Origin of the sequence: Pseudomonas sp. NY15181 (assembly GCF_048068055.1) — a bacterium.
In the GTDB taxonomy this organism is placed as follows: Bacteria; Pseudomonadota; Gammaproteobacteria; order Pseudomonadales; family Pseudomonadaceae; genus Pseudomonas.
The window spans coordinates 68,064-91,822 of record NZ_JBLUPT010000015.1 but is presented as its reverse complement, the minus strand read 5'-3'; the positions used below and the strand labels follow the sequence as shown (position 1 = coordinate 91,822).

General features: G+C 65.8%; 21 protein-coding genes. 16 read left to right on the top strand and 5 right to left on the bottom strand.

Going from position 1 to position 23,759, the window contains the following annotated elements:
* The 6 genes from ACNFBT_RS25735 to hutG form a co-directional block, all read left to right on the top strand.
* Positions 1–115, top strand: a 115-nt coding sequence (locus ACNFBT_RS25735) for a hypothetical protein (protein ID WP_416753535.1), incomplete at its 5' end; no start/stop codon positions are given.
* A gap of 124 nt (positions 116–239) precedes the next feature.
* On the top strand, positions 240–1,652 hold the full coding sequence (locus ACNFBT_RS25730) for a purine-cytosine permease family protein (protein ID WP_416753532.1): 1,413 nt from the start codon (positions 240–242) through the stop codon (positions 1,650–1,652).
* Positions 1,653–1,753: 101 nt separating this feature from the next.
* The gene (hutH, locus tag ACNFBT_RS25725) at positions 1,754–3,283 is read left to right on the top strand and encodes a histidine ammonia-lyase (RefSeq protein WP_416753531.1); all 1,530 of its coding nucleotides are present in this window, start codon (positions 1,754–1,756) and stop codon (positions 3,281–3,283) included.
* 98 nt (positions 3,284–3,381) lie between these two features.
* Positions 3,382–4,782: an amino acid permease gene (locus ACNFBT_RS25720; protein ID WP_416753530.1), complete on the top strand. Its 1,401-nt coding sequence runs from the start codon at positions 3,382–3,384 to the stop codon at positions 4,780–4,782.
* A gap of 27 nt (positions 4,783–4,809) precedes the next feature.
* The gene (hutI, locus tag ACNFBT_RS25715; RefSeq protein ID WP_416753529.1) at positions 4,810–6,018 is read left to right on the top strand and encodes an imidazolonepropionase; all 1,209 of its coding nucleotides are present in this window, start codon (positions 4,810–4,812) and stop codon (positions 6,016–6,018) included.
* Positions 6,011–6,814, top strand: coding sequence for an N-formylglutamate deformylase (gene hutG / locus ACNFBT_RS25710; RefSeq protein WP_416753528.1), 804 nt, complete (start codon positions 6,011–6,013; stop codon positions 6,812–6,814). Before hutI ends, hutG begins: the two co-directional genes overlap by 8 nt.
* A gap of 98 nt (positions 6,815–6,912) precedes the next feature.
* Here hutG and ACNFBT_RS25705 read toward each other — a convergent pair whose 3' ends face one another.
* Entirely contained in the window at positions 6,913–7,824 is a 912-nt protein-coding gene (locus tag ACNFBT_RS25705; protein ID WP_416753527.1) for a LysR family transcriptional regulator, read from the bottom strand.
* 131 nt (positions 7,825–7,955) lie between these two features.
* Here ACNFBT_RS25705 and ACNFBT_RS25700 point away from each other — a divergent pair, with 131 nt between their 5' ends.
* The 3 genes from ACNFBT_RS25700 to ACNFBT_RS25690 are packed head-to-tail and all read left to right on the top strand — an operon-like array spanning position 7,956 to position 10,514.
* Entirely contained in the window at positions 7,956–9,200 is a 1,245-nt protein-coding gene (locus tag ACNFBT_RS25700) for a D-amino acid dehydrogenase (RefSeq protein WP_416753526.1), read from the top strand.
* A 24-nt stretch (positions 9,201–9,224) separates the two neighbouring features.
* Entirely contained in the window at positions 9,225–9,575 is a 351-nt protein-coding gene (locus ACNFBT_RS25695; protein ID WP_416753525.1) for a RidA family protein, read from the top strand.
* A gap of 39 nt (positions 9,576–9,614) precedes the next feature.
* Positions 9,615–10,514, top strand: coding sequence for a transporter substrate-binding domain-containing protein (locus tag ACNFBT_RS25690; RefSeq protein ID WP_416753524.1), 900 nt, complete (start codon positions 9,615–9,617; stop codon positions 10,512–10,514).
* Positions 10,515–10,520: 6 nt separating this feature from the next.
* On the opposite strand, the gene ACNFBT_RS25685 is transcribed toward ACNFBT_RS25690, so the two are convergent.
* Complete coding sequence (locus ACNFBT_RS25685; protein WP_416753523.1) at positions 10,521–10,997, bottom strand: NUDIX domain-containing protein; 477 nt, start codon at positions 10,995–10,997, stop codon at positions 10,521–10,523.
* On the bottom strand, positions 10,994–11,422 hold the full coding sequence (locus tag ACNFBT_RS25680) for a hypothetical protein (RefSeq protein ID WP_416753522.1): 429 nt from the start codon (positions 11,420–11,422) through the stop codon (positions 10,994–10,996). The genes ACNFBT_RS25685 and ACNFBT_RS25680 overlap by 4 nt, the downstream gene beginning before the upstream one ends.
* A gap of 178 nt (positions 11,423–11,600) precedes the next feature.
* Here ACNFBT_RS25680 and pip point away from each other — a divergent pair, with 178 nt between their 5' ends.
* From pip to ACNFBT_RS25645, 7 genes are all read left to right on the top strand, one after another.
* Positions 11,601–12,572, top strand: a complete 972-nt coding sequence (pip, locus tag ACNFBT_RS25675) for a prolyl aminopeptidase (RefSeq protein ID WP_416753521.1) — start codon at positions 11,601–11,603, stop codon at positions 12,570–12,572.
* On the top strand, positions 12,569–13,006 hold the full coding sequence (gene dtd / locus ACNFBT_RS25670) for a D-aminoacyl-tRNA deacylase (protein ID WP_207882060.1): 438 nt from the start codon (positions 12,569–12,571) through the stop codon (positions 13,004–13,006). The genes pip and dtd overlap by 4 nt, the downstream gene beginning before the upstream one ends.
* A 201-nt stretch (positions 13,007–13,207) precedes the next feature.
* The gene (locus ACNFBT_RS25665) at positions 13,208–14,776 is read left to right on the top strand and encodes a glucan biosynthesis protein G (RefSeq protein ID WP_416753520.1); all 1,569 of its coding nucleotides are present in this window, start codon (positions 13,208–13,210) and stop codon (positions 14,774–14,776) included.
* Positions 14,769–17,345: a glucans biosynthesis glucosyltransferase MdoH gene (gene mdoH / locus ACNFBT_RS25660; RefSeq protein ID WP_416753519.1), complete on the top strand. Its 2,577-nt coding sequence runs from the start codon at positions 14,769–14,771 to the stop codon at positions 17,343–17,345. The genes ACNFBT_RS25665 and mdoH overlap by 8 nt, the downstream gene beginning before the upstream one ends.
* 239 nt (positions 17,346–17,584) lie before the next feature.
* On the top strand, positions 17,585–18,382 hold the full coding sequence (locus tag ACNFBT_RS25655; protein ID WP_416753518.1) for a transporter substrate-binding domain-containing protein: 798 nt from the start codon (positions 17,585–17,587) through the stop codon (positions 18,380–18,382).
* Positions 18,383–18,454: 72 nt separating this feature from the next.
* The gene (locus ACNFBT_RS25650; RefSeq protein ID WP_416753517.1) at positions 18,455–19,417 is read left to right on the top strand and encodes an amino acid ABC transporter permease; all 963 of its coding nucleotides are present in this window, start codon (positions 18,455–18,457) and stop codon (positions 19,415–19,417) included.
* Positions 19,410–20,144 carry an amino acid ABC transporter ATP-binding protein gene (locus ACNFBT_RS25645; RefSeq protein WP_416753516.1) on the top strand — a complete coding sequence of 245 codons (735 nt, stop codon included), beginning with the start codon at positions 19,410–19,412 and terminating at the stop codon, positions 20,142–20,144. Before ACNFBT_RS25650 ends, ACNFBT_RS25645 begins: the two co-directional genes overlap by 8 nt.
* A gap of 213 nt (positions 20,145–20,357) precedes the next feature.
* On the opposite strand, the gene ACNFBT_RS25640 is transcribed toward ACNFBT_RS25645, so the two are convergent.
* A complete protein-coding gene (locus ACNFBT_RS25640; protein WP_416753515.1) occupies positions 20,358–22,403 on the bottom strand; it encodes a DEAD/DEAH box helicase in 2,046 nt (681 codons plus the stop codon).
* A gap of 247 nt (positions 22,404–22,650) precedes the next feature.
* Positions 22,651–23,718 carry a hypothetical protein gene (locus ACNFBT_RS25635; protein WP_416753514.1) on the bottom strand — a complete coding sequence of 356 codons (1,068 nt, stop codon included), beginning with the start codon at positions 23,716–23,718 and terminating at the stop codon, positions 22,651–22,653.
* Positions 23,719–23,759: the final 41 nt, after the last annotated feature.

Sequence of the window (23,759 nt, the reverse complement as noted above, 5' to 3'; positions counted from 1 at the left end):
GCTGACCAACGACCCAGGCACCGGCGTGATGCGCCATGCCGATGCCGGTTACCAGATCGCCATCGACTGCGCCAAGGAGCAGGGCCTGAACCTGCCGATGATCACCGGCAAGTAAGCCTCAGGCGGTTCGCCGCCAGGACCAGGAAGGGAGCCGTCGCACGGCGTGGTGCGGCGGCTCGGTCCGTCTGTTGTATGGAAGAGCTTCAACACAACAAGAATTTCCCGGGAGAACAATAACGATGTCCCAGGCCAGTGATAGCTCCAAGCCCCTGATCGAGCGGCGATCGATCAACTACATTCCCGAAGCCGAGCGCCACGGCAAGCTCTACAGCCAGTTCACCCTCTGGCTGGGCGCCAACCTGCAGATCACCGCCATCGTCACCGGCGCCCTGGCCGTGGTGCTGGGCGGCGACGTGTTCTGGTCGCTGATCGGCCTGCTGATCGGCCAACTGCTGGGCGGCGGCGTAATGGCGCTGCATGCGGCGCAGGGCCCGAAGCTCGGTCTGCCACAGATGATTTCCAGTCGCGTGCAATTCGGCGTCTACGGCGCGGCCATCCCGATGGTGCTGGTGTGCCTGATGTACATGGGCTTCACCGCCACCGGCACGGTGCTCTCCGGCCAGGCGCTGGGCCAGCTGTTCGGCGTCAGCGACAGCGTCGGCATCCTGATGTTCGCCAGCGTGATCGTGCTGGTCACTGTGCTCGGCTACCGCGTGATTCACGTCATCGGCCGTATCGCCAGCGTCATCGGCGTGATCGCCTTCGTCTACCTGTTCAGCCGCCTGATGAGCGAGACCGATGTCGGCGCACTGCTGGCCATCCGTCACTTCAGCTGGGGCAGCTTCCTGCTCGCGGTGTCGCTGGCGGCCTCCTGGCAGATCGCCTTCGGTCCGTACGTGGCCGACTACTCCCGCTACCTGCCGAGCGAGACCTCGTCGGTGAAGACCTTCCTCGCCGTCGGTGCCGGTTCGGTGGTCGGCGCGCAGGTGGCGATGATCTTCGGCGTGTTCGCCGCGGCCATGGCCAACGGTCAGTTCGCCGGTCGCGAAGTGGCCTATATCGTCGGCCTGGGCGGCAGTGGCGCCGTCGCCGCGCTGCTGTACTTCAGCATCGCCTTTGGCAAGATCACCATTTCGACGCTGAACTCCTACGGCAGCTTCATGTGCATCGCCACCATCATCAGCGGCTTCCGTGGCCATCTTGAGGTGACGCGCCTGCAACGCCTGGTGTTCGTGCTGCTGATCGTCGGCGCCGCGACCCTGATCGCGCTGCTCGGCCAGCACTCGTTCCTGGGTGCGTTCAAGTCCTTCATTCTGTTCCTGCTGGCCTTCTTCACTCCGTGGAGCGCGGTCAACCTGGTGGACTACTACTGCATCAGCCGCGAGCGGTACGACGTGCCGGCTCTGGCAGATCCGGACGGCCGCTACGGTCGTTGGAACATCCCCGGCATCAGTGTCTACGTGACCGGTGTGCTGGTTCAGCTGCCCTTCATCTCCACCAAGTTCTACACCGGTCCGCTGGTGGATGCGCTGGGTGGCGTGGACATATCCTGGATTATCGGTCTGGTGGTCCCGGCAGCTCTCTATTACCTGGTCGCGCGCCGTACCTCGGTGCGCAGTTCCAGCGCCGAACACCCGGTGCATGGGGCCTGAACCATCTTTCCAAGACGGCGGCACAACCGCCGTCCATACCCTGAATTGCCGGCACGGGCGGCGACCACGCCGATGCCGATGAGCGGCCTAGGAGACATTCGATGAAACTGCACCTGAAACCCGGATTCCTGACCCTGGCCGAACTGCGCCAAGTTCATCTCGCGCCTGTGCACCTGACCCTGGATGCCAGCGCCGACGCGCCGATCAACGCCAGCGTCGCCTGCGTCGAGAAGATCATCGCCGAGGACCGCACTGCCTACGGCATCAACACCGGCTTCGGTCTGCTGGCTTCGACCCGCATCGCCAGCCACGACCTGGAAAACCTGCAGCGCTCGCTGGTGCTGTCCCACGCCGCCGGTATCGGCGCGCCGCTGGACGACGACATGGTGCGGCTGATCATGGTCCTCAAGATCAACAGCTTGAGCCGTGGCTTCTCCGGCATCCGCCGCAAGGTCATCGACGCGCTGATCGCCCTGGTCAACGCAGAGGTCTACCCGCACATCCCGCTCAAAGGCTCGGTCGGCGCGTCCGGCGACCTGGCGCCGCTGGCGCACATGTCCCTGGTCCTGCTCGGTGAAGGCAAGGCCCGCTACAAAGGCGAGTGGCTGCCGGCCAGCGAGGCCCTGGCAGTCGCCGGCCTTGAGCCGCTGACCCTGGCCGCCAAGGAGGGCCTGGCCCTGCTCAACGGCACCCAGGCTTCCACTGCTTACGCCCTGCGCGGCCTGTTCAAGGCCGAAGACCTGTTCGCCGGCGCCATCGCCTGCGGCAGCCTGACGGTGGAAGCGACGCTCGGCTCGCGTTCGCCGTTCGATGCGCGCATCCATGACGCCCGTGGCCAGCGCGGCCAGATCGACACCGCCGCGTGCTTCCGCGACCTGCTGGGCGACTCCAGCGAAGTCTCCAATTCCCACAAGGACTGCGGCAAGGTCCAGGACCCGTACTCCCTGCGCTGCCAGCCGCAGGTCATGGGCGCCTGCCTGACCCAGCTGCGCCAGGCCGCCGAAGTACTGGCGATCGAATCCAACGCCGTGTCGGACAACCCGCTGGTATTCGCCGCCGAGGGTGACGTGATTTCCGGTGGCAACTTCCACGCAGAGCCGGTGGCCATGGCCGCCGACAACATCGCCCTGGCCATCGCCGAGATCGGCTCGCTGAGCGAGCGCCGCATCTCCCTGATGATGGACAAGCACATGTCCCAGCTGCCGCCGTTCCTGGTGGAAAACGGCGGGGTCAACTCCGGCTTCATGATCGCCCAGGTTACCGCCGCTGCCCTGGCCAGCGAGAACAAGGCCCTGTCGCACCCGCACAGCGTCGACAGCCTGCCGACTTCCGCCAACCAGGAAGACCACGTGTCGATGGCGCCGGCCGCCGGCAAGCGCCTGTGGGAAATGGCCGAGAACACCCGTGGCGTGCTCGCCATCGAGTGGCTGGGTGCCTGCCAGGGCCTGGACCTGCGCGAAGGCCTGAAGACCACCGCCAAGCTGGAACAGGCGCGCCAGACCCTGCGCCGTGAAGTGCCGCACTACGATCGCGACCGCTTCTTCTCCCCGGACATCGAAGCAGCGTCCGAGCTGCTGGCCAAGGGCTGCCTGACCGGCCTGCTGCCGGCCGGCGTACTGCCCAGCCTGTGATCCGGCGCTGGCCGCCATAGGCCAGCCCCTACGGCACGGACCCTTCCAGCGGAATGGGGCCGTGCCGTCTTTCGCCTACAACAATTACAGGATGCGAAATGCAAGACGGTCTCAAGCGCGGGCTCTCGGCCCGGCACATTCGATTCATGGCGCTCGGCTCGGCGATCGGTACTGGGCTGTTCTACGGTTCGGCCTCCGCGATCCAGATGGCCGGCCCGGCGGTGCTGCTGGCCTACCTGATCGGTGGCGCGGCAGTGTTCATGGTCATGCGCGCCCTCGGTGAGATGGCCGTGCACAACCCGGTGGCCGGCTCTTTCGGCCACTATGCCAGCACCTACCTCGGCCCCATGGCCGGGTTCGTCCTGGGCTGGACCTATGCGTTCGAGATGGTCATCGTCGCCATCGCCGACATCACCGCCTTCGGTATCTACATGGGCTTCTGGTTCCCCGATGTGCCCCGCTGGATCTGGGTGCTGAGCATCGTGTTCCTGATCGGCGGGCTGAACCTGTGCAACGTCAAGGTCTTCGGCGAGATGGAGTTCTGGCTGTCGCTGCTCAAGGTGGGCGCCATCGTCGCGATGATCGCTGCCGGCTTCGGCATCATGCTCTTCGGCCTGGGCCATCACGTGAGCGCTGAAGCCGCCATGGGCGTGGGCAACCTGGTCGGCCACGGCGGCTTCATGCCCAACGGCATCGGCGGGCTGATCGCCTCCTTCGCCGTGGTGATGTTCGCCTTTGGCGGCATCGAGATCATCGGTGTCACCGCCGGCGAGGCCAAGGACCCGCAGCGCGTTCTGCCCCGTGCGATCAACGCCGTACCGGCACGCATCCTGCTGTTCTACGTACTTACCCTGTTCGTCCTGATGTGCCTGTACCCCTGGCCGCAAATCGGCACCCAGGGCAGCCCCTTCGTGCAGATCTTCAGCAACCTGGGCATCGGCTCCGCCGCGGCCGTACTGAACGTCGTGGTGATCTCGGCGGCCATCTCGGCCATCAACAGCGACATCTTCGGCGCCGGCCGCATGATGTACGGCCTGGCCCAGCAGGGGCAGGCGCCGCGCAGCTTCGGCAAGGTCTCCCGGCACGGCGTGCCGTGGCTGACCGTGGTGGTGATGGGCGGAGCGCTGCTGGTTGGCGTGCTGCTCAACTACCTGATCCCGGAAAACGTGTTCCTGCTGATCGCCTCCATCGCCACCTTCGCTACCGTGTGGGTGTGGCTGATGATCCTGGTCAGCCAGGTCGCCATGCGCCGCAGCATGAGCCGCGAGGAAGCGGCCCAGCTGAAGTTCCCGGTACCCTTCTGGCCCTATGGCCCGGCCCTGGCGATTGCCTTCATGGTGTTCATCGTCGGCGTGCTCGGCTACTTCCCGGACACCCAGACGGCGCTGATCGTCGGCGTGATCTGGGTGGTGTTCCTGGTCGCCTCCTACCTGATCTGGTGCAAGCCGCGCGCAGGCAAGGGCGAACTGGTCCGCGAACAGGCCGGTCTGAACGGCTAAGTTGTACCGCTACATGAGGAGACCGTTATGAGCACTCTCTGGCAGCATTGCCACGCAGCGACCCTGGCCCAGGGTCGCTACTCGATCGTCGAGGATGCGGCGATCGTCACCCGCGACGGGTTGATCGAATGGATCGGCCCGCGCAGTGAGCTGCCGACGGTCGCCGCCGAACGCACGGTGGACCTGGGCGGTGCCTGGGTCACGCCGGGCTTCATCGACTGCCACACCCACCTGGTGTTCGGCGGTGATCGCAGCGGCGAATTCGAGCAGCGCCTGAACGGCGTCAGCTACGCCGAGATCGCCGCCGCCGGTGGCGGCATCGCCAGCACCGTGCGCGCCACCCGCGAGGCCAGCGAAGACGAGCTGCTGGCCAGCGCCATCAAGCGCGCCCGCCCGCTGCTGGCCGATGGCGTGACCGTGCTGGAAGTGAAGTCCGGCTACGGTCTTGACCTGGAAAGCGAGCGCCGCATGCTGCGAGTCGCCCGCCGCCTGGAGCAGGTGCTGCCGGTGACGGTGCGCACCACCTGCCTGTCGGCCCACGCGCTGCCGCCGGAATACGCCGGCCGCGCCGATGAGTACATCGAGCAGATCTGCCAACACATCCTCCCGGCCCTGGCGGCGGAAGGACTCGTGGATGCGGTGGACGCCTTCTGCGAGCACCTGGCGTTCTCCCCGGCGCAGGTCGAGCGGGTGTTCCAGGCCGCCAAGCGACTGGGCCTGCCGGTGAAACTGCACGCCGAGCAGCTCTCCTCGCTGCATGGTTCCAGCCTCGCCGCGCGCTACGGCGCGCTGTCCGCCGATCACCTGGAGTTCATGGACGAGAGCGACGCCATCGCCATGGCCGAGGCCGGCACCGTCGCCGTGCTGCTGCCGGGCGCTTTCTTCGTCCTGCGCGAAACCCAATTGCCGCCGATGGATGCCCTGCGCAAGCACGGCGTGGCCATCGCCATCGCCAGCGACCTCAACCCCGGCACCTCGCCGGCGCTGTCCCTGCGCCTGATGCTGAACATGGCCTGCACCGCCTTCCGCCTGACCCCGGAAGAAGCGCTGGCCGGCGTCACGCTCAACGCCGCGCGGGCGCTGGGCATGGCCGACAGCCACGGCAGCCTGGAAGCGGGCAAGGTCGCCGACTTCATCGCCTGGGACATCCAGCGTCCCGCCGAACTGGCCTACTGGCTCGGCGGCGACCTGCCCAAGCGCGTCATTCGTCATGGAGAAGAGGTCAACCATGGATAACGTTCTCGAATTCAAACGCGGCCGTGTGCCGCTGCTGATCAGCATGCCGCACCCCGGTACCCGCCTGACCCCGGCGGTGGAAGCCGGTCTGGTCGACGAAGCCCGTGAGCTGGCCGACACCGACTGGCACATTCCCCGGCTCTACGCCTTCGCCGAGGAGCTGGGCGCCAGCACCCTGGCCGCCGGCTACTCGCGCTACGTTGTCGACCTCAACCGTCCGGCCGATGACAAGCCGCTGTACAGCACCGCCACCACCGGCCTGTACCCGGACACCCTGTTCGACGGCCGCCCGCTGTTCAAGGACGGCCAGGTACCGTCCGCCGAGGAGCGCGCGCGCTACCTGGCGGAAGTCTGGACGCCCTACCACCAGACCCTGGCCGACGAGCTGGCGCGCCTGAAGGCCGAATTCGGCTACGCGCTGCTGTGGGATGCCCACTCGATCCGCTCGCACATCCCGCACCTGTTCGACGGCAAGCTGCCGGACTTCAACATCGGCACCAACTCCGGCGCCAGCTGCGATGCGCAACTGGCCGAGCGCCTGGTGGCGGTCTGCGCCGAGGCGCCGAACTACAGCCACATCCTCAATGGCCGCTTCAAGGGTGGTCACATCACCCGTCATTACGGCCGGCCGCAGCAGGACGTACACGCGGTGCAGCTGGAATTGGCGCAGTGCAACTACATGGATGAGCGGGTGCCCTTCGGCTACCGCGAGGACCTGGCTGCGCCCACCGCCCAGGTGCTCCGGCGCATGCTGGAAACCTTCATCGCCTGGGGCCGCGAACGCTACGGCCGCTGAGTTTTACGCAGCCTCCTGCCACGCCGGGGCTTGTCGGCGCGGCGCCGCCGGTCCACGCATCCCGGCGGCGCTTGCCCGGTGCGGCAGGGGGCTGTCTTTTATTCGAAGCGGTGCTGCGCCAGTTGCCTCTCGGCGTGCCGCACCAGCATCTCCAGCAGCAACGCTTGGGTGTGCGGCGGGGTTTCGTCGCGGCGGGTGAGGGCGTAGAGCGTCACTTTCACCGGCGGTGACAGCGGGCGCAGCGCGGTGAGGTTTTCGTCGGCGCCCAATGCCGTGAAAGGATCGACCAGCGCCAATCCCGTTCCTGCCTCCACCAGCGTGCGCGCCAGGGCATAGGTCTGCACGGCGATGCGTACGCGGGGTGGCGGTTCGACGTTCGCCAGATGGCCCTCCAGCCGTGCGGACAGCGGATCGGACGTGGACAGCCCGATCATCGGCTCGCCCGCCAGTTCGTCCAGCGTCAACGCTTTGCCCAGGCGTTCCTCCGGCCAGTGCCCGCTCGGCGCCAAGGCCACCAGCGGGCCGCTGGCGATGGGCTGCGAGCTCAGACCGGGGTGGTCGGTCTGTTGCAGCGTCAGCGCCAGGTCCAGTTCGCGCATCAGCAGGTTCTGCACCAGTTCGCGGGAGTGCTGGGTGGCCAGCTCGCAACTGCTCTGTGGATAACGATCGGTCCATTCGCGGATCACCGGTGGCAGCAGCGACAGCGCCATGGCCGGCGTAGCGCCAACCCGCAGGCGATTCTCCGGTTGGCGGCGCAGGCTCTGCGCCAGGCGACGCACGCCCTGCAGGCTTTCGCTGACCTTGGCCACTTCGCGCTCCAGTTCCAGCGCTTCGGGCGTTGCCTGCAGTTTTCCTCGTACGCGAAGGAACAGCGGGAAGCCCAGCTGCTGCTCGGCGTGCTGCAGCACCTTGGTCACCGCCGGCTGGGAGACGTGCAGCAATTGCGCCGCGCCGCTGATCGAGCCGGTCTCGCGGATGGCCTGGAACACTTCGATATGGCGCAGGCGCATGGGCACTCCCCTTGTGCAAATAAAGTGCGCGTATAACGCAAGGTTATGGGTTGCCCATCTTTATTCATTGTTCGCCGCCTGTCATCCGGCTCTAAGGTCGAGGCCTGGAATCGACTGGCGGTGGGACGAAAATGGCACAGCGGGTTTGCATCATCGGCGCGGGCGTGATCGGACTGGCCACCGCTCATGCGCTGGTCCTCGAAGGATTCGACGTCACCGTGCTGGAAGCGCGGGATGCGGCCGGGCTGGAAACCAGTTTCGCCAACGGCGGCCAGCTGTCCTATCGCTATGTGGCGCCGCTGGCCGATGCCGGCGTGCCGCAGCAGGCGTTGGGCTGGTTGCTGCGCGGGGACTCGCCGCTGCGCCTGCGCCCGCGCCTGGACCTGGCGCAATGGCGTTGGCTGCTCGAATTCACCGTCGCCTGCCGGCGCTCGGTGAACCAGGCCAATGCCAGGCATCTGCTGCGCCTCGCGCTGTTCAGCCAGGCTGCGCTGGCGCAGTGGCGCGAAGACGGGTTGGACGGCTTCGACTGGCGGCGCAACGGCAAGCTGGTGGCCTTCCGCGATGAAGGCAGCTTCCGCAGCGCATGCCAGAACCTGTCCGATCCTTCCGTGCAACTCGTGCTCTCGGCGCAGCAGTGCCGCGAACTGGACCCGGCACTGGAGCGTGCGCCCTTCGTCGGTGGCATCCACACGCCGGACGAGGAGGTCGCTGATTGCTTCCGCTTCTGCCAGCGCCTGGCTGAGCGCCTCCAGGCCTCGGGTCGTTGCCGAATCCTCTACGGGCATCCCGCCGCGCGGCTGGTCCTCCGAAACGGCGCCGTGGCTGGTGTGGAGGCGGGCGGGGAGACCTTCGAGGCCGATCACGTCGTGCTCGCCGCCGGCTACCGCAGCGCTGCGCTGCTGCCGGGCGGGCCGCGCCTGCCGCTGTATCCGCTCAAGGGCTACAGCCTGACCGCGCCGATTCGTGCCAGCGATTTCGCCCCGGATGTGAGCCTCACCGACTACGACCGCAAGGTGGTCTACGCGCGCATCGGCGACCGCCTGCGCATCGCCGCCATGGTCGACATCGTCGGCTTCGACCCGCGCCTGGAGCCCAAGCGGCTGGCGCTGATCCGCCAGCAAGCCGCGGATACCCTGCCCGATGCCTGCGACTACGGCGCCGCCATCGAATGGGCCGGCATGCGTCCGGCCACTCCCACCGGCGTGCCGCTGGTGGGCGCCTGCGGGCCGCGCGGGCTGTGGCTCAACCTCGGCCACGGCGCGCTGGGCTTCACCCTGGCCTGCGGCAGCGCGCAGCTGATCGCCGCGCAGATCGCCGGGCGCCGCCCGGATATCGACACCAGCGGGCTCACGCCCGAGCGGTTGGCCGGCTGATTTCTGCGGATTTGGAGACTCACCATGCAACTCACACGCATCGCCACCAACGACCGCCTCTCCGGCGCTATGGTCTTCGGCTCGCTGGTGTTCCTCTCTGGGCAGGTGCCCGGTCAGGCCACCGACATTCAGGGCCAGACCCGCGAGGTGTTGGCGAAGATCGACGCGCTGCTGGCCGAGGCCGGTACCGACAAGGCGAACCTGCTCAGCGCGACCATCTACCTGAAGGACATCGCCGCCGACTTCGAGGGCATGAACGGCGAGTGGTCCGCCTGGCTGCCGGAAGGCTGCGCGCCGACGCGCACCACGGTGCAGGCGCTGCTGGCGCGGCCGTCGGTGCTGGTGGAAATCACGGTGATCGCCGCGCGGCCCTGAACCTCAACCCGACTCACAACAACAAGAGGGATCGATCCCATGAAACGACTCGCACTGGGAATGCTGGCGGCGTCCAGCCTGGTCTGCGCACTGGCGCAGGCGAACGAGGCACTGGATGGCACGCTGAAGAAAGTCGCCGAGCGCGGCACGATAACCCTGGGTTATCGCGACGCCTCGGTGCCGTTCTCCTACCTGGGCGACAACAGCGGCCAGCCGATGGGCTACTCGGTTGACCTGGCCGGCAAGGTGGTCGAGCACGTGAAGCAGAAGCTGAACAAGCCCGACTTGAAGGTGAAGTACAACCTGGTGACCTCGCAGACGCGCATCCCGCTGGTGCAGAACGGCACCGTGGACCTGGAGTGCGGCTCCACCGGCGTCACCGCCGAACGCCTGAAGCAGGTGGCCTTCTCCTACGGCTTCATCTATGTGAAGGGCCAGTTGCTGACCAGCAAGGACAGCGGCATCCAGGGCTTCGACGACCTCAAGGGCAAGAATGTGGTGACCACCGCTGGCACCACCAATGAGCGTTACCTCAAGGCGTACAACGTCGAGCATGAACTGGGCATGAACGTGGTCAGCGCCAAGGACCACGGCGAGGCCTTCCTCATGCTGCAGTCCGGCCGTGCGGTGGCCTTCTATATGGATGACGCGCTGCTCTATGGCGAGAAGGCCAAGGCCCGTGATCCGCACCAGTGGGTGGTGGTGGGCGAGCCGCAATCGCGGGAAATCTATGCCTGCATGGTGCGCCGCGACGACCCGCAGTTCCTCGCCCTGGTCAACCAGACGCTGGCCGACCTGTACGCCTCCGGCGAGATCAAGGACATCTACCAGCGCTGGTTCGAACAGCCGATCCCGCCGAAGAACCTCAACCTGGAATTCCCCATGACCGCCGAGCTGCAGGCGATCATCGCCAAGCCCACCAGCGAGCCCGTGCAGTAATCCTGGTCAGCGCTGCAGGCCGAGGTGGCGGATCACCGGCTGCGCCTCGGCCAGGCGCTCCCAGACGTCGTCGAGCAATTCGGCGGGGTAGTAGGAGGGCAGGTGCGGCAACTCCTTGCGCGGCACCCAGGCGGCTTCGCGGATGTCGAACTCGTCGCCGCCTAGGCCGCGCAGGTTGTCCAGTCTGACGTCCCCAGCCCAGGCGTCCACCCGGTAGAACAGCTCCATGTGGAAGCGCCCGGCCAGCGGCTCGGCGAACTCGCGCACGTACACCAGGGGGCCGACTTCCACGGCCAGCCCCGTCTCTTCGAAGCATTCGCGGCGCACCGTGTCGCGGGTGGACTGATCCTTGTCCGACTCGAAGCCGCCGCCCGGCGGAATCCAGTAGCGGTCGCCGCCCACCTCGTGGCGCACCAGCAGGATGTGATCGTCGCGCACCAGCAGGCCGGCGGCGCGGATGCGGTGTTGCAGGGGAGCAGTCATTGCCAGTCGAGCCTCGCCAGTTTCCACTCGGAGCCTTCGCGCCACCATTCCAGTCTCACACTGTAGTGCGCGGCGCTGTCGGGGATCAGGTTCTCCGCGCCGGTGAGGGCGACCTGGGCCTGGGTATGGCCGCGGCTGGAGTAGGTTGGGTCGAGCTGGCTGTCGCTGGAGAGGACGATCACCTTGATTTGCTGGTGACGCAGGAACATCAGCGTCATGGTGCGCCGTGCCCAGTCGCGGTCGAATTCGCCGTTGGCGCGGAAGTCGCTGTGCAGCTGATCCATCACGGCCCCGCTATTCTTGGCTTCCAGGTTGTCCTGCAATTGCTTGACGGCGGCGTCGAGTTGCACGCGCGGATCGTCGCGACCGCAACCGGTCAAGGCCAGAAGCAGCAGTATCAGAGAAAGAAACAACTTCCGTGGCATGGCGCACGAACTCCTTTATGGGTTTTTCGCTGGCCCGAGTATCATGCCCGACACCGTGGGCGGCGAAGACCTTCAAGAGAGGTCACGCTGCGCCAACGCGACTTTCGACAAGTCGGTGCAGGCCCTAGGATGGTTACTGGTCCGGGAGCGACCGTACGCACTGATCCAGGAGCAAGCCATGCAATCTTTGTATCCGGAAATCAAGCCTTACGCCCGCCATGAACTGGCCGTCGAGGAGCCGCACGTTCTCTATGTGGACGAAAGCGGTACGCCCGACGGATTGCCGGTTCTGTTCATCCATGGTGGCCCGGGCTCCGGTTGCGATGCCATGTCGCGGCGCTTCTTCGATCCCAATATTTACCGCATCGTCACCTTCGACCAGCGCGGCTGTGGCCGCTCCACGCCCTATGCGAGCCTGGAGAACAACACCACCTGGCACCTGGTGCAGGACATCGAACGCATCCGCGAGCACCTGGGCATCGACAAGTGGGTGCTGTTCGGCGGCTCCTGGGGCTCGACCCTGTCCCTGGCCTACGCCCAGACCCATCCCGAGCGCGTGCTGGCGCTGATCGTGCGCGGCATCTTCCTGTGCCGCCCGCAGGAGATCCACTGGTTCTACCAGGAAGGCGCGAGCCGCGTGTTCCCCGATTACTGGGAGGACTACCTGGCGCCGATCCCGGTGGACGAGCAGGACGACCTGGTGCACGCCTTCCACCGCCGCCTGACCGGGCCCGACCAGATCGCCCAGATGCACGCCGCCCGTGCCTGGTCCACCTGGGAAGGGCGCGCCGCCACGCTGCGGCCGAACCCGGCGGTGGTCGATCGTTTTTCCGACCCGCACCGCGCCTTGTCCATCGCGCGCATCGAGAACCACTACTTCGTCAACGACGGCTTCCTGGAGCCGGACCAGCTGCTGCGCGACATGCACAAGATCGCCCACCTGCCGGGCGTGATCGTCCATGGCCGCTATGACATGGTCTGCCCGCTGGACAACGCCTGGGCGCTGCACAAGGCCTGGCCCAACAGCGAGCTGCAGATCGTCCGCGATGCCGGTCACGCGGCCAGCGAGGCGGGTATCACCGACGCGCTGGTACGCGCGACCAATGAAATCGGCCGCCGCCTGCTGAACCTCCCGCCGGAGGCTGAATGAAGGGTTTGATCCAGCGGGTGCGTGGCGCCCGCGTCGAAGTCGAGGGTGAAGTGGTCGGTTCCATCGATCACGGCCTGCTGGTCCTGGTGGGTGTCGAGCCGCAGGATAGCGAGGAGTCGGTAAATCGTTTGTTGCACAAGCTGCTTAACTATCGAGTGTTTGGCGACGATGAAGGTAAAATGAACCTTTCATTGAGCGATGTCGGTGGCGGTTTGTTGCTGGTTTCGCAGTTCACCCTGGCCGCGGACACCCGAAAGGGGCTTCGGCCAAGCTTTTCCAGCGCGGCGCCACCCGAAAGGGGCGCCGCGTTGTTCGATCTACTCGTGGAACAGGCGCGAGCCCGTCATCCCTTGGTCGCCACCGGTCGTTTCGGCGCCAACATGCAGGTACACCTGGTCAATGACGGGCCGGTGACCTTTCTTCTGGAGGCTTGAACGCGCGGCAGCTTGTCATAACGCCGTGGGATGATGGTTAGGGCATATGCATCTAGAACAATGCGTCTCCGGGAACCGTAAGTACCCCTGGAAAATAACGGGGAATCATTCAGGCTCACCGGGGTCGGAATTCAATCGCCGGCAAGTTGGCATCGCCTTTGCTGGCCTTATTAGTTTTGTGTTCACGGACGAGGGGGACTCGTGATTTTCCGTTCCGTTCAACAACCTCTTTCTCGCAATCTCCTGCGCGTGCTGGTCGGTTCCGCCCTCGTGGCGTTGAGCACCAGCCAGGCGTGGGCTTTCAATCTCGATGACGTGGCCGAGCGTGCCAAGTCGCTGGCGGGCGAAAAGTACAGCGCGCCGACCAGCAACCTGCCATCGGAGTTCAGCGAAATGAAGTTCGCTGACTACCAGCAGATTCGCTTCCGCAACGAGAAGGCCTACTGGGCCGGCGACAAGACGCCCTTCAAGATCAGCTTCTATCACCAGGGCATGCATTTCGACACGCCGGTGAAGATCAGCGAAGTGACGTCCAGTAGCGTCAAGGAGATCAAGTACGATCCCTCTCGTTTCGATTTCGGTTCGCTGAAGTTCGACGCCAATGCCACCAAGGACCTGGGCTACGCCGGCTTCCGCATCCTCTATCCGATCAACACCCCGGAGAAGCAGGACGAGATCGGCACCTTCCTGGGCGCCAGCTACTTCCGCATCATCGGCAAGGACCAGTGGTGGGGCCTGTCCGCCCGTGGCCTGGCGCTGGACACCGCGCTGCCGTCCGGCGAGGAGTTCCCGCGCTTCCGCGAGTTCTGGATCGAGCGTCCCAAGCCCGCCGACAAGCACCTGGTGATCTTCGCCCTGCTGGATTCGCCGCGTGCCACCGGCGCCTATCGCTTCATCATCCGTCCGGGCAACGACACCGTGGTCGATGTGAAGGCGCGCGTCTTCCTGCGCGACAAGGTTTCCAAGCTGGGCCTGGCGCCGCTGACCAGCATGTTCCTGTTCGGCTCCAACCAGCCGTCCGCCGAGCACAACTTCCGTCCGGAGCTGCATGACTCCACCGGCCTGCAGATCCATGCCGGCAACGACGAGTGGATCTGGCGTCCGCTGAACAACCCGAAACACCTGTCCGTCAGCGCCTACAGCGTCGAGAACCCGAAAGGCTTCGGCCTGCTGCAACGCGGCCGCGAGTTCTCCCGCTACGAGGACCTGGACGACCGTTATGACATGCGCCCGTCCGCCTGGGTCGAGCCGCAGGGTGACTGGGGCAAGGGTACCGTCGAGCTGGTGGAGATCCCGACTCCGGACGAAACCAACGACAATATCGTTGCTTTCTGGAACCCCGAGAAGCGCCCGGAGAACGGCGAGCCGCTGGACTTCGCCTACCGCATGCGCTGGACCAAGGACGAGGATGCGCTGCACGACCCGAAATCCTCCTGGGTCATGCAGACCCTGCGTTCCGTGGGTGACGTGAAGCAGAAGAACCTGATCCGCCAGGCGGACGGCAGCGTTGCCCTGGTCGTCGACTTCGTCGGCCCGACCCTGAAGGCGCTGGCCGGTGATGCGCCGGTGAGCACCCAGGTGAGCACGGACGACAATGCCGAGGTCAAGGAGAACAACCTGCGCTACAACCCGGTGACCCAGGGCTGGCGTCTGACCCTGCGGATCAAGGTCAAGGATCCGAAGAAGCCGACGGAAATGCGTGCCGCGCTGGTGAATGGCGGTCAGACCATCTCCGAAACCTGGAGCTACCAGCTGCCTGCCGATGAATAACTCCACCGCTACCACCGCGCCGGTGGCCGACTACCTCGCGCACCTGCCGCTTTCGGCGGCCGAGCGCGAGCGTCTGGCCCGGGCCGGTTCCTTCAGCGAGCTGCACGAGCAGCTCGCTGGCGATGATTCCCAGAGCGACGACGTCGCGCTGGCCTCGGTCGGGGCGCGTCTGCGCCACGGCTACGGCCAGGAACTGGACGATGCCCGGATGCTGGGCATGGACGACAACGGCCGCACCTACCTCAAGGCCGCGCCGCCGATCCAGCGCACCAAGGTGATTCCCGAACCCTGGCGCACCAACCCGATCATGCGCGGCTGGCGCCGCCTGACCGGCCGCAGCAATCCGTCCAAGCCCGCCCGCGACCTGCCCAAGGCGCGCTGGCAGCGGGTCGGCTCCTGGCGCCGTTTCATTCTGGTGCTGCTGATGCTGGGCCAGACCAGCGTCGCCACCTACTACATGAAAGGCATCCTGCCCTACCAGGGCTGGGCCTTCGTCGACCTGGAAGAGATCAATCGCCAGACCTGGCTGCAGACCCTGGAGCAGGTGCTGCCGTACGTCATCCAGTTCGGCGTGCTGACCCTATTCGCGATTCTCTTCTGCTGGGTCTCGGCGGGTTTCTGGACCGCCCTGATGGGCTTCTGGGAACTGCTCACCGGGCGCGACCGCTACAGGATTTCCGGCAGCAGCGCCGGCAACGAGCCGATCGCCCCTGAAGCGCGTACCGCGATCGTCATGCCGATCTGCAACGAGGACGTGCCGCGGGTCTTCGCCGGTCTGCGGGCGACCTTCGAGTCGGTGGCCGCCAGCGGCGAGCTGGACCGCTTCGACTTCTTCGTGCTCAGCGATACCAACCAGCCGGACATCGCGATGGCCGAGGAAAAGGCCTGGATCGAGCTGTGCAACGAGGCCAAGGGCTTCGGCCGCATCTTCTACCGTCGCCGTCGGCGCCGGGTGAAGCGCAAGAGCGGCAACATCGACGACTTCTGCCGTCGCTGGGGCGCTCAGTACAAGTACATGGTCGTCATGGACGCCGACAGCGTGATGAGCGGCGATTGCCTGACCAAGCTGGTGCGCCTGATGGAGGCCAACCCCGAGGCGGGCATCATCCAGACCGCGCCCAAGGCGTCGGGCATGGACACCCTCTATGCGCGCATGCAGCAGTTCGCCACCCGCGTGTACGGCCCGCTGTTCACCGCCGGCCTGCACTTCTGGCAGCTGGGCGAGTCGCACTACTGGGGCCACAACGCGATCATCCGCATGAAGCCCTTCATCGAGCACTGCGCCCTGGCGCCGCTGCCGGGCAAGGGCTCCTTCGCCGGTGCGATCCTCTCCCACGACTTCGTCGAAGCCGCGCTGATGCGCCGCGCCGGCTGGGGCGTGTGGATCGCCTACGACCTGGAAGGCAGCTACGAGGAATTGCCGCCCAACCTGCTGGACGAGCTCAAGCGCGACCGCCGCTGGTGCCACGGCAACCTGATGAACTTCCGCCTGTTCCTGGTCAAGGGCATGCACCCGGTACACCGCGCGGTGTTCCTCACCGGCGTGATGTCCTACCTGTCGGCGCCGCTGTGGTTCTTCTTCCTGGTGCTGTCCACCGCGCTGCTGGCGGTGCACCAGCTGATGGAGCCGCAGTACTTCCTGGAGCCGCGCCAGCTGTTCCCGATCTGGCCGCAGTGGCACCCGGAAAAGGCCATCGCGCTGTTCTCCACCACCCTGACCCTGCTGTTCCTGCCCAAGCTGCTCAGCGTCATGCTGATCTGGGCCAAGGGCGCCAAGGGCTACGGTGGCGTGATCAAGGTGACGATGAGCATGCTCCTGGAGATGCTCTTCTCGGTGCTGCTGGCGCCGGTGCGCATGCTCTTCCACACCCGCTTCGTGCTGGCCGCGTTCCTCGGCTGGGAAGCGCAGTGGAAGTCGCCGCAGCGTGACGACGACGACACCCCGTGGAGCGAGGCGATCCGCCGCCATGGCCTGCAGACCCTGCTGGGCCTGAGCTGGGCGCTGCTGGTGGCCTGGCTGAACCCGCGTTTCCTGTGGTGGCTGTCGCCCATCGTCGGCGCCCTGATGCTGTCGATCCCGGTCTCGGTAATCAGCAGCCGGGTCAAGCTGGGCCTGGCTTCGCGCGATGAGAAGCTGTTCCTCATTCCCGAGGAATACGACACCCCGCGCGAGCTGCGTGCCACCGACGAGTACACCTACCAGAACCGCTGGCAGGCATTGAAGGACGGTTTCGTCCGCTCCGCCGTGGACCCGGTGCTGAACGCCCTGGCCTGCGCCATGGGCACCGCGCGGCACGGCAAGTCCGAGCCCATCGAGGCAGCCCGTACCGCGCTGGTCGAGAAGGCGCTGGAAGCCGGCCCCGAGCAGCTCGACGGCAACCGTCGCCTGGCCCTGCTGAGCGATCCGGTCGCGCTGTCGCGCCTGCACCTGGCGCTCTGGCAGGGCAACCAGGAGCAGTGGATCGGTCAGTGGCGGCAGTCGCTGCAGGCCGATAGCCATGCGCCCGCCGTGCCGCTGGCGCCGGTGGCCGAACAGCCCCCACTGTCGATGCCCGCCGCGCAGTCCTGATGCTCGCTCGCCCTCGTCCCGCTGCGGACGAGGGCGACTGGCGAGTTTCCCTGTTTTCCCCGTGCCACGCTGCTGGTACCCTGCGCCAGCCATCCAGAAAGGATTGAGATATCAGGCGCATGGGGTAGGCTTCGCACCCTTCCGATGCGCAGTGTGCCGTTTTGCCCGTCGTGGCACGGATGCGCGACTCGATTTCTGGGAACAACAAGAAGTTCTTTTATTTGCTTGGGAGTTTGGGGATGAAAAAGTACCTGGCATCGCTGGTCATGGGCGTCTGCGCCCTGGTGGGCGTGGCCTCGGCGCAGGCTGGCGCCATCGATGAAGCGGCCAAGCGCGGCACCCTGCGCGTGGGCATGGACCCGACTTACATGCCGTTCGAGATGACCAACAAGCGTGGTCAGATCGTGGGCTTCGAAGTGGACCTGCTCAAGGCCATGGCCAAGGCCATGAACGTCAAGCTGGAACTGGTTTCCACCAGCTATGACGGCATCATCCCGGCCCTGCTGACCGACAAGTTCGACATGATCGGCTCAGGCATGACCCTGACCCAGGAACGCAACCTGCGCCTGAACTTCTCCGATCCCTTCATCGTGGTCGGCCAGACCCTGCTGATCCGCAAGGACCTGGAAGGCACCATCAAGTCCTACAAGGACCTGAACGATGCGAAGTACCGCATCACCTCCAAGATCGGCACCACCGGCGAGTTCGTCGCCAAGAAGCAGCTCGCCAAGGCCCAGTACCACGGCTTCGACAACGAGCCCGAGGCGGTCATGGACGTGGTCAACGGCAAGGCCGACGCCTTCATCTACGATTCGCCCTACAACGTCGTGGCCGTCAACAAGTTCGGCGCCGGCAAGCTGGTCTTCCTGGATCAGCCGTTCACCTACGAGCCGCTGGCCTTCGGCCTGAAGAAGGGTGACTACGACTCGGTCAACTTCATCAACAACTTCCTCAAGCAGATCCACGAAGACGGCACCTACGATCGTCTGCACGACAAGTGGTTCAAGAGCACCGACTGGCTGAAAGACATGGAATAATCCGCGTCTGACGCTGGTTCACCCGACGCGCAGGCCCTGGCCTGCGCGTTCGCATTTTCACGGTAGAGATTCGTGGCTAGAACGAAACGCGCAACCTGGCCCTGGCATGGGCTGACCGGTCTGATCATCCTGCTGATCGGCTTCGGGCTTTGGTACTCCACCTCGCTGATTTCCTATGAGTGGCGCTGGAACCGCGTCCCGCAGTACTTCGCCTACCAGGCGGAGGAGCCGCAGCGGGCCGAGGGCATCGCGCGGGTGGAGAAGATCGAACAGACCGGGCACGACGCGCGCGTCATCCTGCAGGGCGAGGATGGCCAGCAGCAGGTGCTGAACGTGGCCGCCGACAGCCTGCAGTTCGCCGAGAACGACGATGTCGGCGAAGGCGATGTGGTCGGCATGCAGCGCCATTGGGCGGCCGGACCGCTGGCCTGGGGGCTGTGGACCACCCTGTGGATCTCCTTCATCTCCGGCGCCGTCGGCCTGCTGATTGGACTGTTGGCCGGCCTCTGCCGCCTGTCGAAGAACCCGACCCTGCATGACCTGTCCACCCTCTACGTCGAACTGGTGCGCGGCACGCCGCTGCTGGTGCAGATCTTCATCTTCTACTTCTTCATCGGCACCGTGCTGAACCTCTCCCGCGAGTTTGCCGGGGTGGCGGCGCTGGCGCTGTTCACCGGTGCCTATGTCGCCGAGATCGTCCGTGCCGGCGTGCAGTCCATCGCCCGTGGCCAGGATGAGGCGGCGCGCTCCCTGGGCCTGAATGCCGCGCAGTCGATGCGCCACGTGATCCTGCCGCAGGCCTTCAAGCGCGTGCTGCCGCCGCTGGCCGGGCAGTTCATCAGCCTGGTGAAGGACACTTCGCTGGTCTCGGTGATCGCCATCACCGAACTGACCAAGAGTGGTCGCGAGGCGATCACCACCTCGTTCTCCACCTTCGAAATCTGGTTCTGCGTCGCGGCGCTCTACCTTGTGATCAACCTGCCGCTGTCGCACCTGGCAGGCCGTCTGGAGCGGAGGCTCGGCCAAAGTGATTGAAGTTCGCAACCTGACCAAGGTCTTCGACACCCGGGGGCACACCGTCCGTGCCGTCGACGACGTGACCACCTCCGTGGCCAAGGGGGAAGTGCTGGTAGTGCTGGGGCCGTCCGGTTCGGGCAAATCCACTTTCCTGCGCTGCCTGAATGGCCTGGAGGAGTTCGATTCCGGCTCGGTGAGCATCGATGGCGTCGATCTGGCCAACCCGAAGACCGACATCAACGCCTACCGCCGCGAAGTCGGCATGGTGTTCCAGCACTTCAACCTGTTCCCGCACATGACCGTGCTGGAGAACCTGTGCCTTGCGCAAAAAGTTGTGCGCAAGCGCGGCAAGGCCGAGCGCGAGGAGAAGGCCCAGGCGCTGCTGGCCAAGGTCGGCATCGCCCAGAAGGCCAACGAGTACCCCTCGCGCCTTTCCGGCGGCCAGCAACAGCGCGTGGCCATCGCCCGCGCGCTGTGCATGGAACCCAAGGTGATGCTGTTCGACGAGCCCACCTCGGCGCTCGACCCGGAGATGGTCGGCGAAGTGCTGGACGTGATGAAGACCCTGGCCCAGGAAGGCATGACCATGGTCTGCGTCACCCACGAAATGGGCTTCGCCCGCGAAGTGGCCGACCGGGTGCTGTTCTTCGATCACGGCAAGCTGCTGGAAGACGCCTCTCCGGCGGAGTTCTTCGCCCAGCCCAAGGACCCGCGCGCGCAGAGCTTCCTGCGGCAGGTGCTGTGAGTTCTTCGCCGTTATGAAAAGGCCGCCTTCGGGCGGTTTTTTTGCGCCTGTGCCGAGAAGGGCGGGCCGGCTCTTGTAGGAGCGGACTTCGTCCGCGATGAGCCCTGCGCGGAATTGATCGCGGACGGAGTCCGCTCCTACGATCATAGGGCACCTCGGCGACAAATCGCGCGCAAAAAGAAACCGCCCCGAAGGGCGGTTTCTTATGCAGCATCAGTCGCGGTTGCGGGTCAGCAGCGCCGGACGCTCGGTCTTGCGGCGCGGTTCCAGCTCTTCCAGCTGCTCGGCAGTGGGGAAGCGGTCGCCGCGAACCAGGTCGCGCTTGTTGATCACCACCGGCTGGCGGGTCGGCTTGGCTGCACCATACTCGCTCGGTTCACGCAGCGGTGCATCGTTCATCCGCGAGGCCGGAGCTTTGCCACCGCGCTTGCGCTGGCCCTGCTTGCCCTGGCCGTTGCCGCCCTGGCCCTGACCGCGACCGCCGCCATTGGGCTTCTTCGCGGCCTTGCCTTGACCTTGGCCTTGGCCACGGTTCTGACCGCTGCCCTGGCCTCCACCCTGACCGCCCTGGCTGCGGGGGCGCTGTTGGCCCTGGCCCTGGTTCTGGCCTTGGCCCTGACCTTGACCTTGACCGCCACGGCGGCGCTGGCCGCGTTGCTGATCCTTGTCCGGGAACGGGCTGACGTAATCGGCGCGGTTGCCGAAGTTGTCGAAGTCGTCGTCGAGGAATTCTTCCGGATCGCGATTGCCGTCGACTTTCGGCGCGCGCGTCGGCTTGGGCTGTTGCTGACGACCCTGGCCTTGCTGCTCTTGTTGACGAGGCTGACGGGGCTGACGCGGCTCGGCGTTTGCGCTCGGCTGAACGTCGCTGCCCTGGCCATCGCCTTTCTTCTTGCCACGACCGCCACGGCGGCGGCGCTTGCCGGCGGGCTTGTCGCCTTCGTCGCCTTCAGCGGCTACCGGAGCTGCGATCTGCTGCTCTTCGCCCTGAGCCTGCTGCGGCTTGTCCTTGTTGCGGTCCTTGCGCTCGCCACGCTTGGCCTTGTCCTTGCGCGGCTGGCGCTGGGTGGCTTCCTTCGGCTCGGGCTGCTGGACTTCCGGCAGCACGGCGTCAGGGTCGAAGCCCTGCATGTCGCCGTCGGGGATGCGCTGCTTGGTCAGGCGCTCGATGGCCTTGAGCAGCTTGTCCTCGTCCGGCGCCACCAGCGAGATGGCTTCACCGGTACGACCGGCGCGGCCGGTACGGCCGATGCGGTGGACGTAGTCTTCCTCGACGTTGGGCAGCTCGTAGTTGACCACGTGGGGCAGTTGGTCGATGTCCAGGCCGCGGGCGGCGATGTCGGTGGCGACCAGGATGCGCACGTCGTTGGCCTTGAAGTCGGCCAGGGCCTTGGTGCGCGCGTTCTGGCTCTTGTTGCCGTGGATCGCGGCGGCCGGCAGGCCGTGCTTGGTCAGGTATTCGGCGAGGCGGTTGGCGCCATGCTTGGTGCGGGTGAACACCAGCACCTGTTCCCAGGCGCCCACGGTCACCAGGTGCGCCAGCAGGACGCGCTTCTGTACGGCGGGAATGCGGAACACACGCTGTTCGATGCGCTCGACGGTGGTGTTCGGCGGGGTGACCTCGATGCGCTCCGGGTTGTGCAGGAGCTTGTTGGCGAGGTCGACGATGTCCTTGGAGAAGGTCGCCGAGAACAGCAGGTTCTGGCGCTTGGGCGGCAGCTTGGCAAGGACCTTCTTCACATCGTGGATGAAGCCCATGTCGAGCATGCGGTCGGCTTCATCGAGAACGAGGATTTCGACGTGGGAGAGGTCGATGCTGCCTTGGCCGACCAGGTCGAGCAAACGGCCGGGGCAGGCGACGAGAATGTCGACACCCTTGGAAACGGCCTGGACCTGCGGGTTCATGCCGACGCCGCCGAAGATGCAGGCGCTCTTGAGAGGCAGCTCGCGGGCGTAGACCTTGAAGCTGTCGTGTACCTGGGCGGCCAGCTCGCGGGTCGGGGTCAGTACCAGGACACGTGCCTGGCGGGGGCCGTGGCGGTGTTCGCGGTCGGGGTGACCTTCGGGGAACAGGCGCTCGAGCACCGGGAGGGCGAAGCCGCCGGTCTTGCCGGTGCCGGTCTGAGCGGCAACCATCAGGTCGCGGCCTTGCAGAACGGCGGGGATGGCGCGTTCCTGAACCGGGGTGGGTTGGCTGTAGCCCGCCGCCTCTACTGCACGGGCCAGCGCCTCGGAGAGACCGAGGGAGGAAAAGGACATGCGGGGTATTCCTATATGGGCCGGCACGGGGCCGGCGAATGTAAATGCATCAAGTTCATCGAACTCCTCTCTGTCCTCGCCTGTGTAAGGGGAGGGACGGCGTGAAGCACCGCGCAGGTGCTTGGGGCCGATCTATCAGGGCCGCCCAAACGGGCGTCTCCAGGGGCCGATGACGGGAGTCGGCGGCCCGGGTTGCGCCCGACCCCGGGGAGAGGCGAAGGCGCTGTCAGCGGAAGGCCTGTCGTTTTCAGAGCAGGTTCTGCTGGCGAAGGTGCTGGCGTATGTCCTCCAGTCGACTACCGAGGAGTTGGCGCAGCACCCGGTGATTCAGCCAGTCACCGAGCTGTGCTTCCACCGACTGGTCGGGGTGGCGCTCGATGGCGTTGGTCGCGGCTTTTTCCCACCATGCGGGGCCGCAGGCCTTGTCGAACTCATTGTCGTATTCATGGCACCCGTAGAGGAGCTCCAGACTGAACTGGCGCATCGGGGCCGGCAACGGCAGTGTTCTCAGCTTGTAGATCAGACGCGCGGCACGGGGCGGGCGCGGCAGGCGATCAGTCACCAGCAGGATATCGTCGAGAGCCGGAGTGCTGAGAAGGGAGTCTCTGTGCTTGTTCAGCCAGGCCAGGGTTTTCGCCCGGAACAGCTGCTTGCGGCTCCAGTAGTGGTGGATCAGGTCGGTACAACCGACGAGTTCCAGTTTCCCATAGGCCGCCATGGCCAGAACAAACTCCTCAAGATTAAAGGCTGAGCGCGCAATTGGATAGAGGTCATCCATCAATTCCAACGAACGGTCGAGTAAATCGGCGTTTGTCGAGGTGAGTCCGATCACGCCGGAATTGAGCAGCGGCATGTGCTCGTCGGCCAGCCCGCGTGCCTTGAGCTCGGGGGTGAGGTGTCTATAGATGGCCTGGGGCGTGTCGGCAAGTGTGCCGTTTATCGCATTGCAGAGCATCTGCCCGGTACGCACGCGCTCGAACAGGTGGGCGGGCGAGGTGAGGAAGAAGGTGTCGGTGTCGACCAGTACCACGCTGGGCAATTCGTCGAGCAGCCGGCGCAGGGCGACGTGCTTGGCGCGGAAGTGGTAGTTGTGGGGGCCGAACCAGGCAGCCAGGGTGTCGGCGTCGAGCGGATGGACTTGTACCGGCAGCGCCGCGTAGTGCCGTGGCTGATCGGTGACGACGTGGATATCCAGCGACAGCGTTGGGGTTTCCCGTGCCCGTGAGAGGGCGCTGGCGATGCTGAACAGGGCTTCCTGGTGGTAGGTCTCCCGGCCATAGGTCAGGTACGCCAGTGAAGGAGTGGTGTTTGCCATTGCTGAAGCGGACTCCTGCGGTCCCGGTCATCCTTGTCGCA

What these genes read in the sequence shown, in the direction of transcription:
- ACNFBT_RS25690 (WP_416753524.1), top strand. Translation starts at nt 9,615, where the DNA reads ATGAAACGACTCGCACTGGGAATGCTGGCGGCGTCCAGCCTGGTCTGC.
- pip (WP_416753521.1), top strand. Translation starts at nt 11,601, where the DNA reads ATGCAATCTTTGTATCCGGAAATCAAGCCTTACGCCCGCCATGAACTG.
- ACNFBT_RS25685 (WP_416753523.1), bottom strand. Translation starts at nt 10,997, where the DNA reads ATGACTGCTCCCCTGCAACACCGCATCCGCGCCGCCGGCCTGCTGGTG.
- ACNFBT_RS25705 (WP_416753527.1), bottom strand. Translation starts at nt 7,824, where the DNA reads ATGCGCCTGCGCCATATCGAAGTGTTCCAGGCCATCCGCGAGACCGGC.
- ACNFBT_RS25655 (WP_416753518.1), top strand. Translation starts at nt 17,585, where the DNA reads ATGAAAAAGTACCTGGCATCGCTGGTCATGGGCGTCTGCGCCCTGGTG.
- ACNFBT_RS25680 (WP_416753522.1), bottom strand. Translation starts at nt 11,422, where the DNA reads ATGCCACGGAAGTTGTTTCTTTCTCTGATACTGCTGCTTCTGGCCTTG.
- ACNFBT_RS25695 (WP_416753525.1), top strand. Translation starts at nt 9,225, where the DNA reads ATGCAACTCACACGCATCGCCACCAACGACCGCCTCTCCGGCGCTATG.
- hutH (WP_416753531.1), top strand. Translation starts at nt 1,754, where the DNA reads ATGAAACTGCACCTGAAACCCGGATTCCTGACCCTGGCCGAACTGCGC.
- hutG (WP_416753528.1), top strand. Translation starts at nt 6,011, where the DNA reads ATGGATAACGTTCTCGAATTCAAACGCGGCCGTGTGCCGCTGCTGATC.
- ACNFBT_RS25700 (WP_416753526.1), top strand. Translation starts at nt 7,956, where the DNA reads ATGGCACAGCGGGTTTGCATCATCGGCGCGGGCGTGATCGGACTGGCC.
- ACNFBT_RS25730 (WP_416753532.1), top strand. Translation starts at nt 240, where the DNA reads ATGTCCCAGGCCAGTGATAGCTCCAAGCCCCTGATCGAGCGGCGATCG.
- ACNFBT_RS25720 (WP_416753530.1), top strand. Translation starts at nt 3,382, where the DNA reads ATGCAAGACGGTCTCAAGCGCGGGCTCTCGGCCCGGCACATTCGATTC.
- mdoH (WP_416753519.1), top strand. Translation starts at nt 14,769, where the DNA reads ATGAATAACTCCACCGCTACCACCGCGCCGGTGGCCGACTACCTCGCG.
- hutI (WP_416753529.1), top strand. Translation starts at nt 4,810, where the DNA reads ATGAGCACTCTCTGGCAGCATTGCCACGCAGCGACCCTGGCCCAGGGT.
- dtd (WP_207882060.1), top strand. Translation starts at nt 12,569, where the DNA reads ATGAAGGGTTTGATCCAGCGGGTGCGTGGCGCCCGCGTCGAAGTCGAG.
- ACNFBT_RS25640 (WP_416753515.1), bottom strand. Translation starts at nt 22,403, where the DNA reads ATGTCCTTTTCCTCCCTCGGTCTCTCCGAGGCGCTGGCCCGTGCAGTA.
- ACNFBT_RS25635 (WP_416753514.1), bottom strand. Translation starts at nt 23,718, where the DNA reads ATGGCAAACACCACTCCTTCACTGGCGTACCTGACCTATGGCCGGGAG.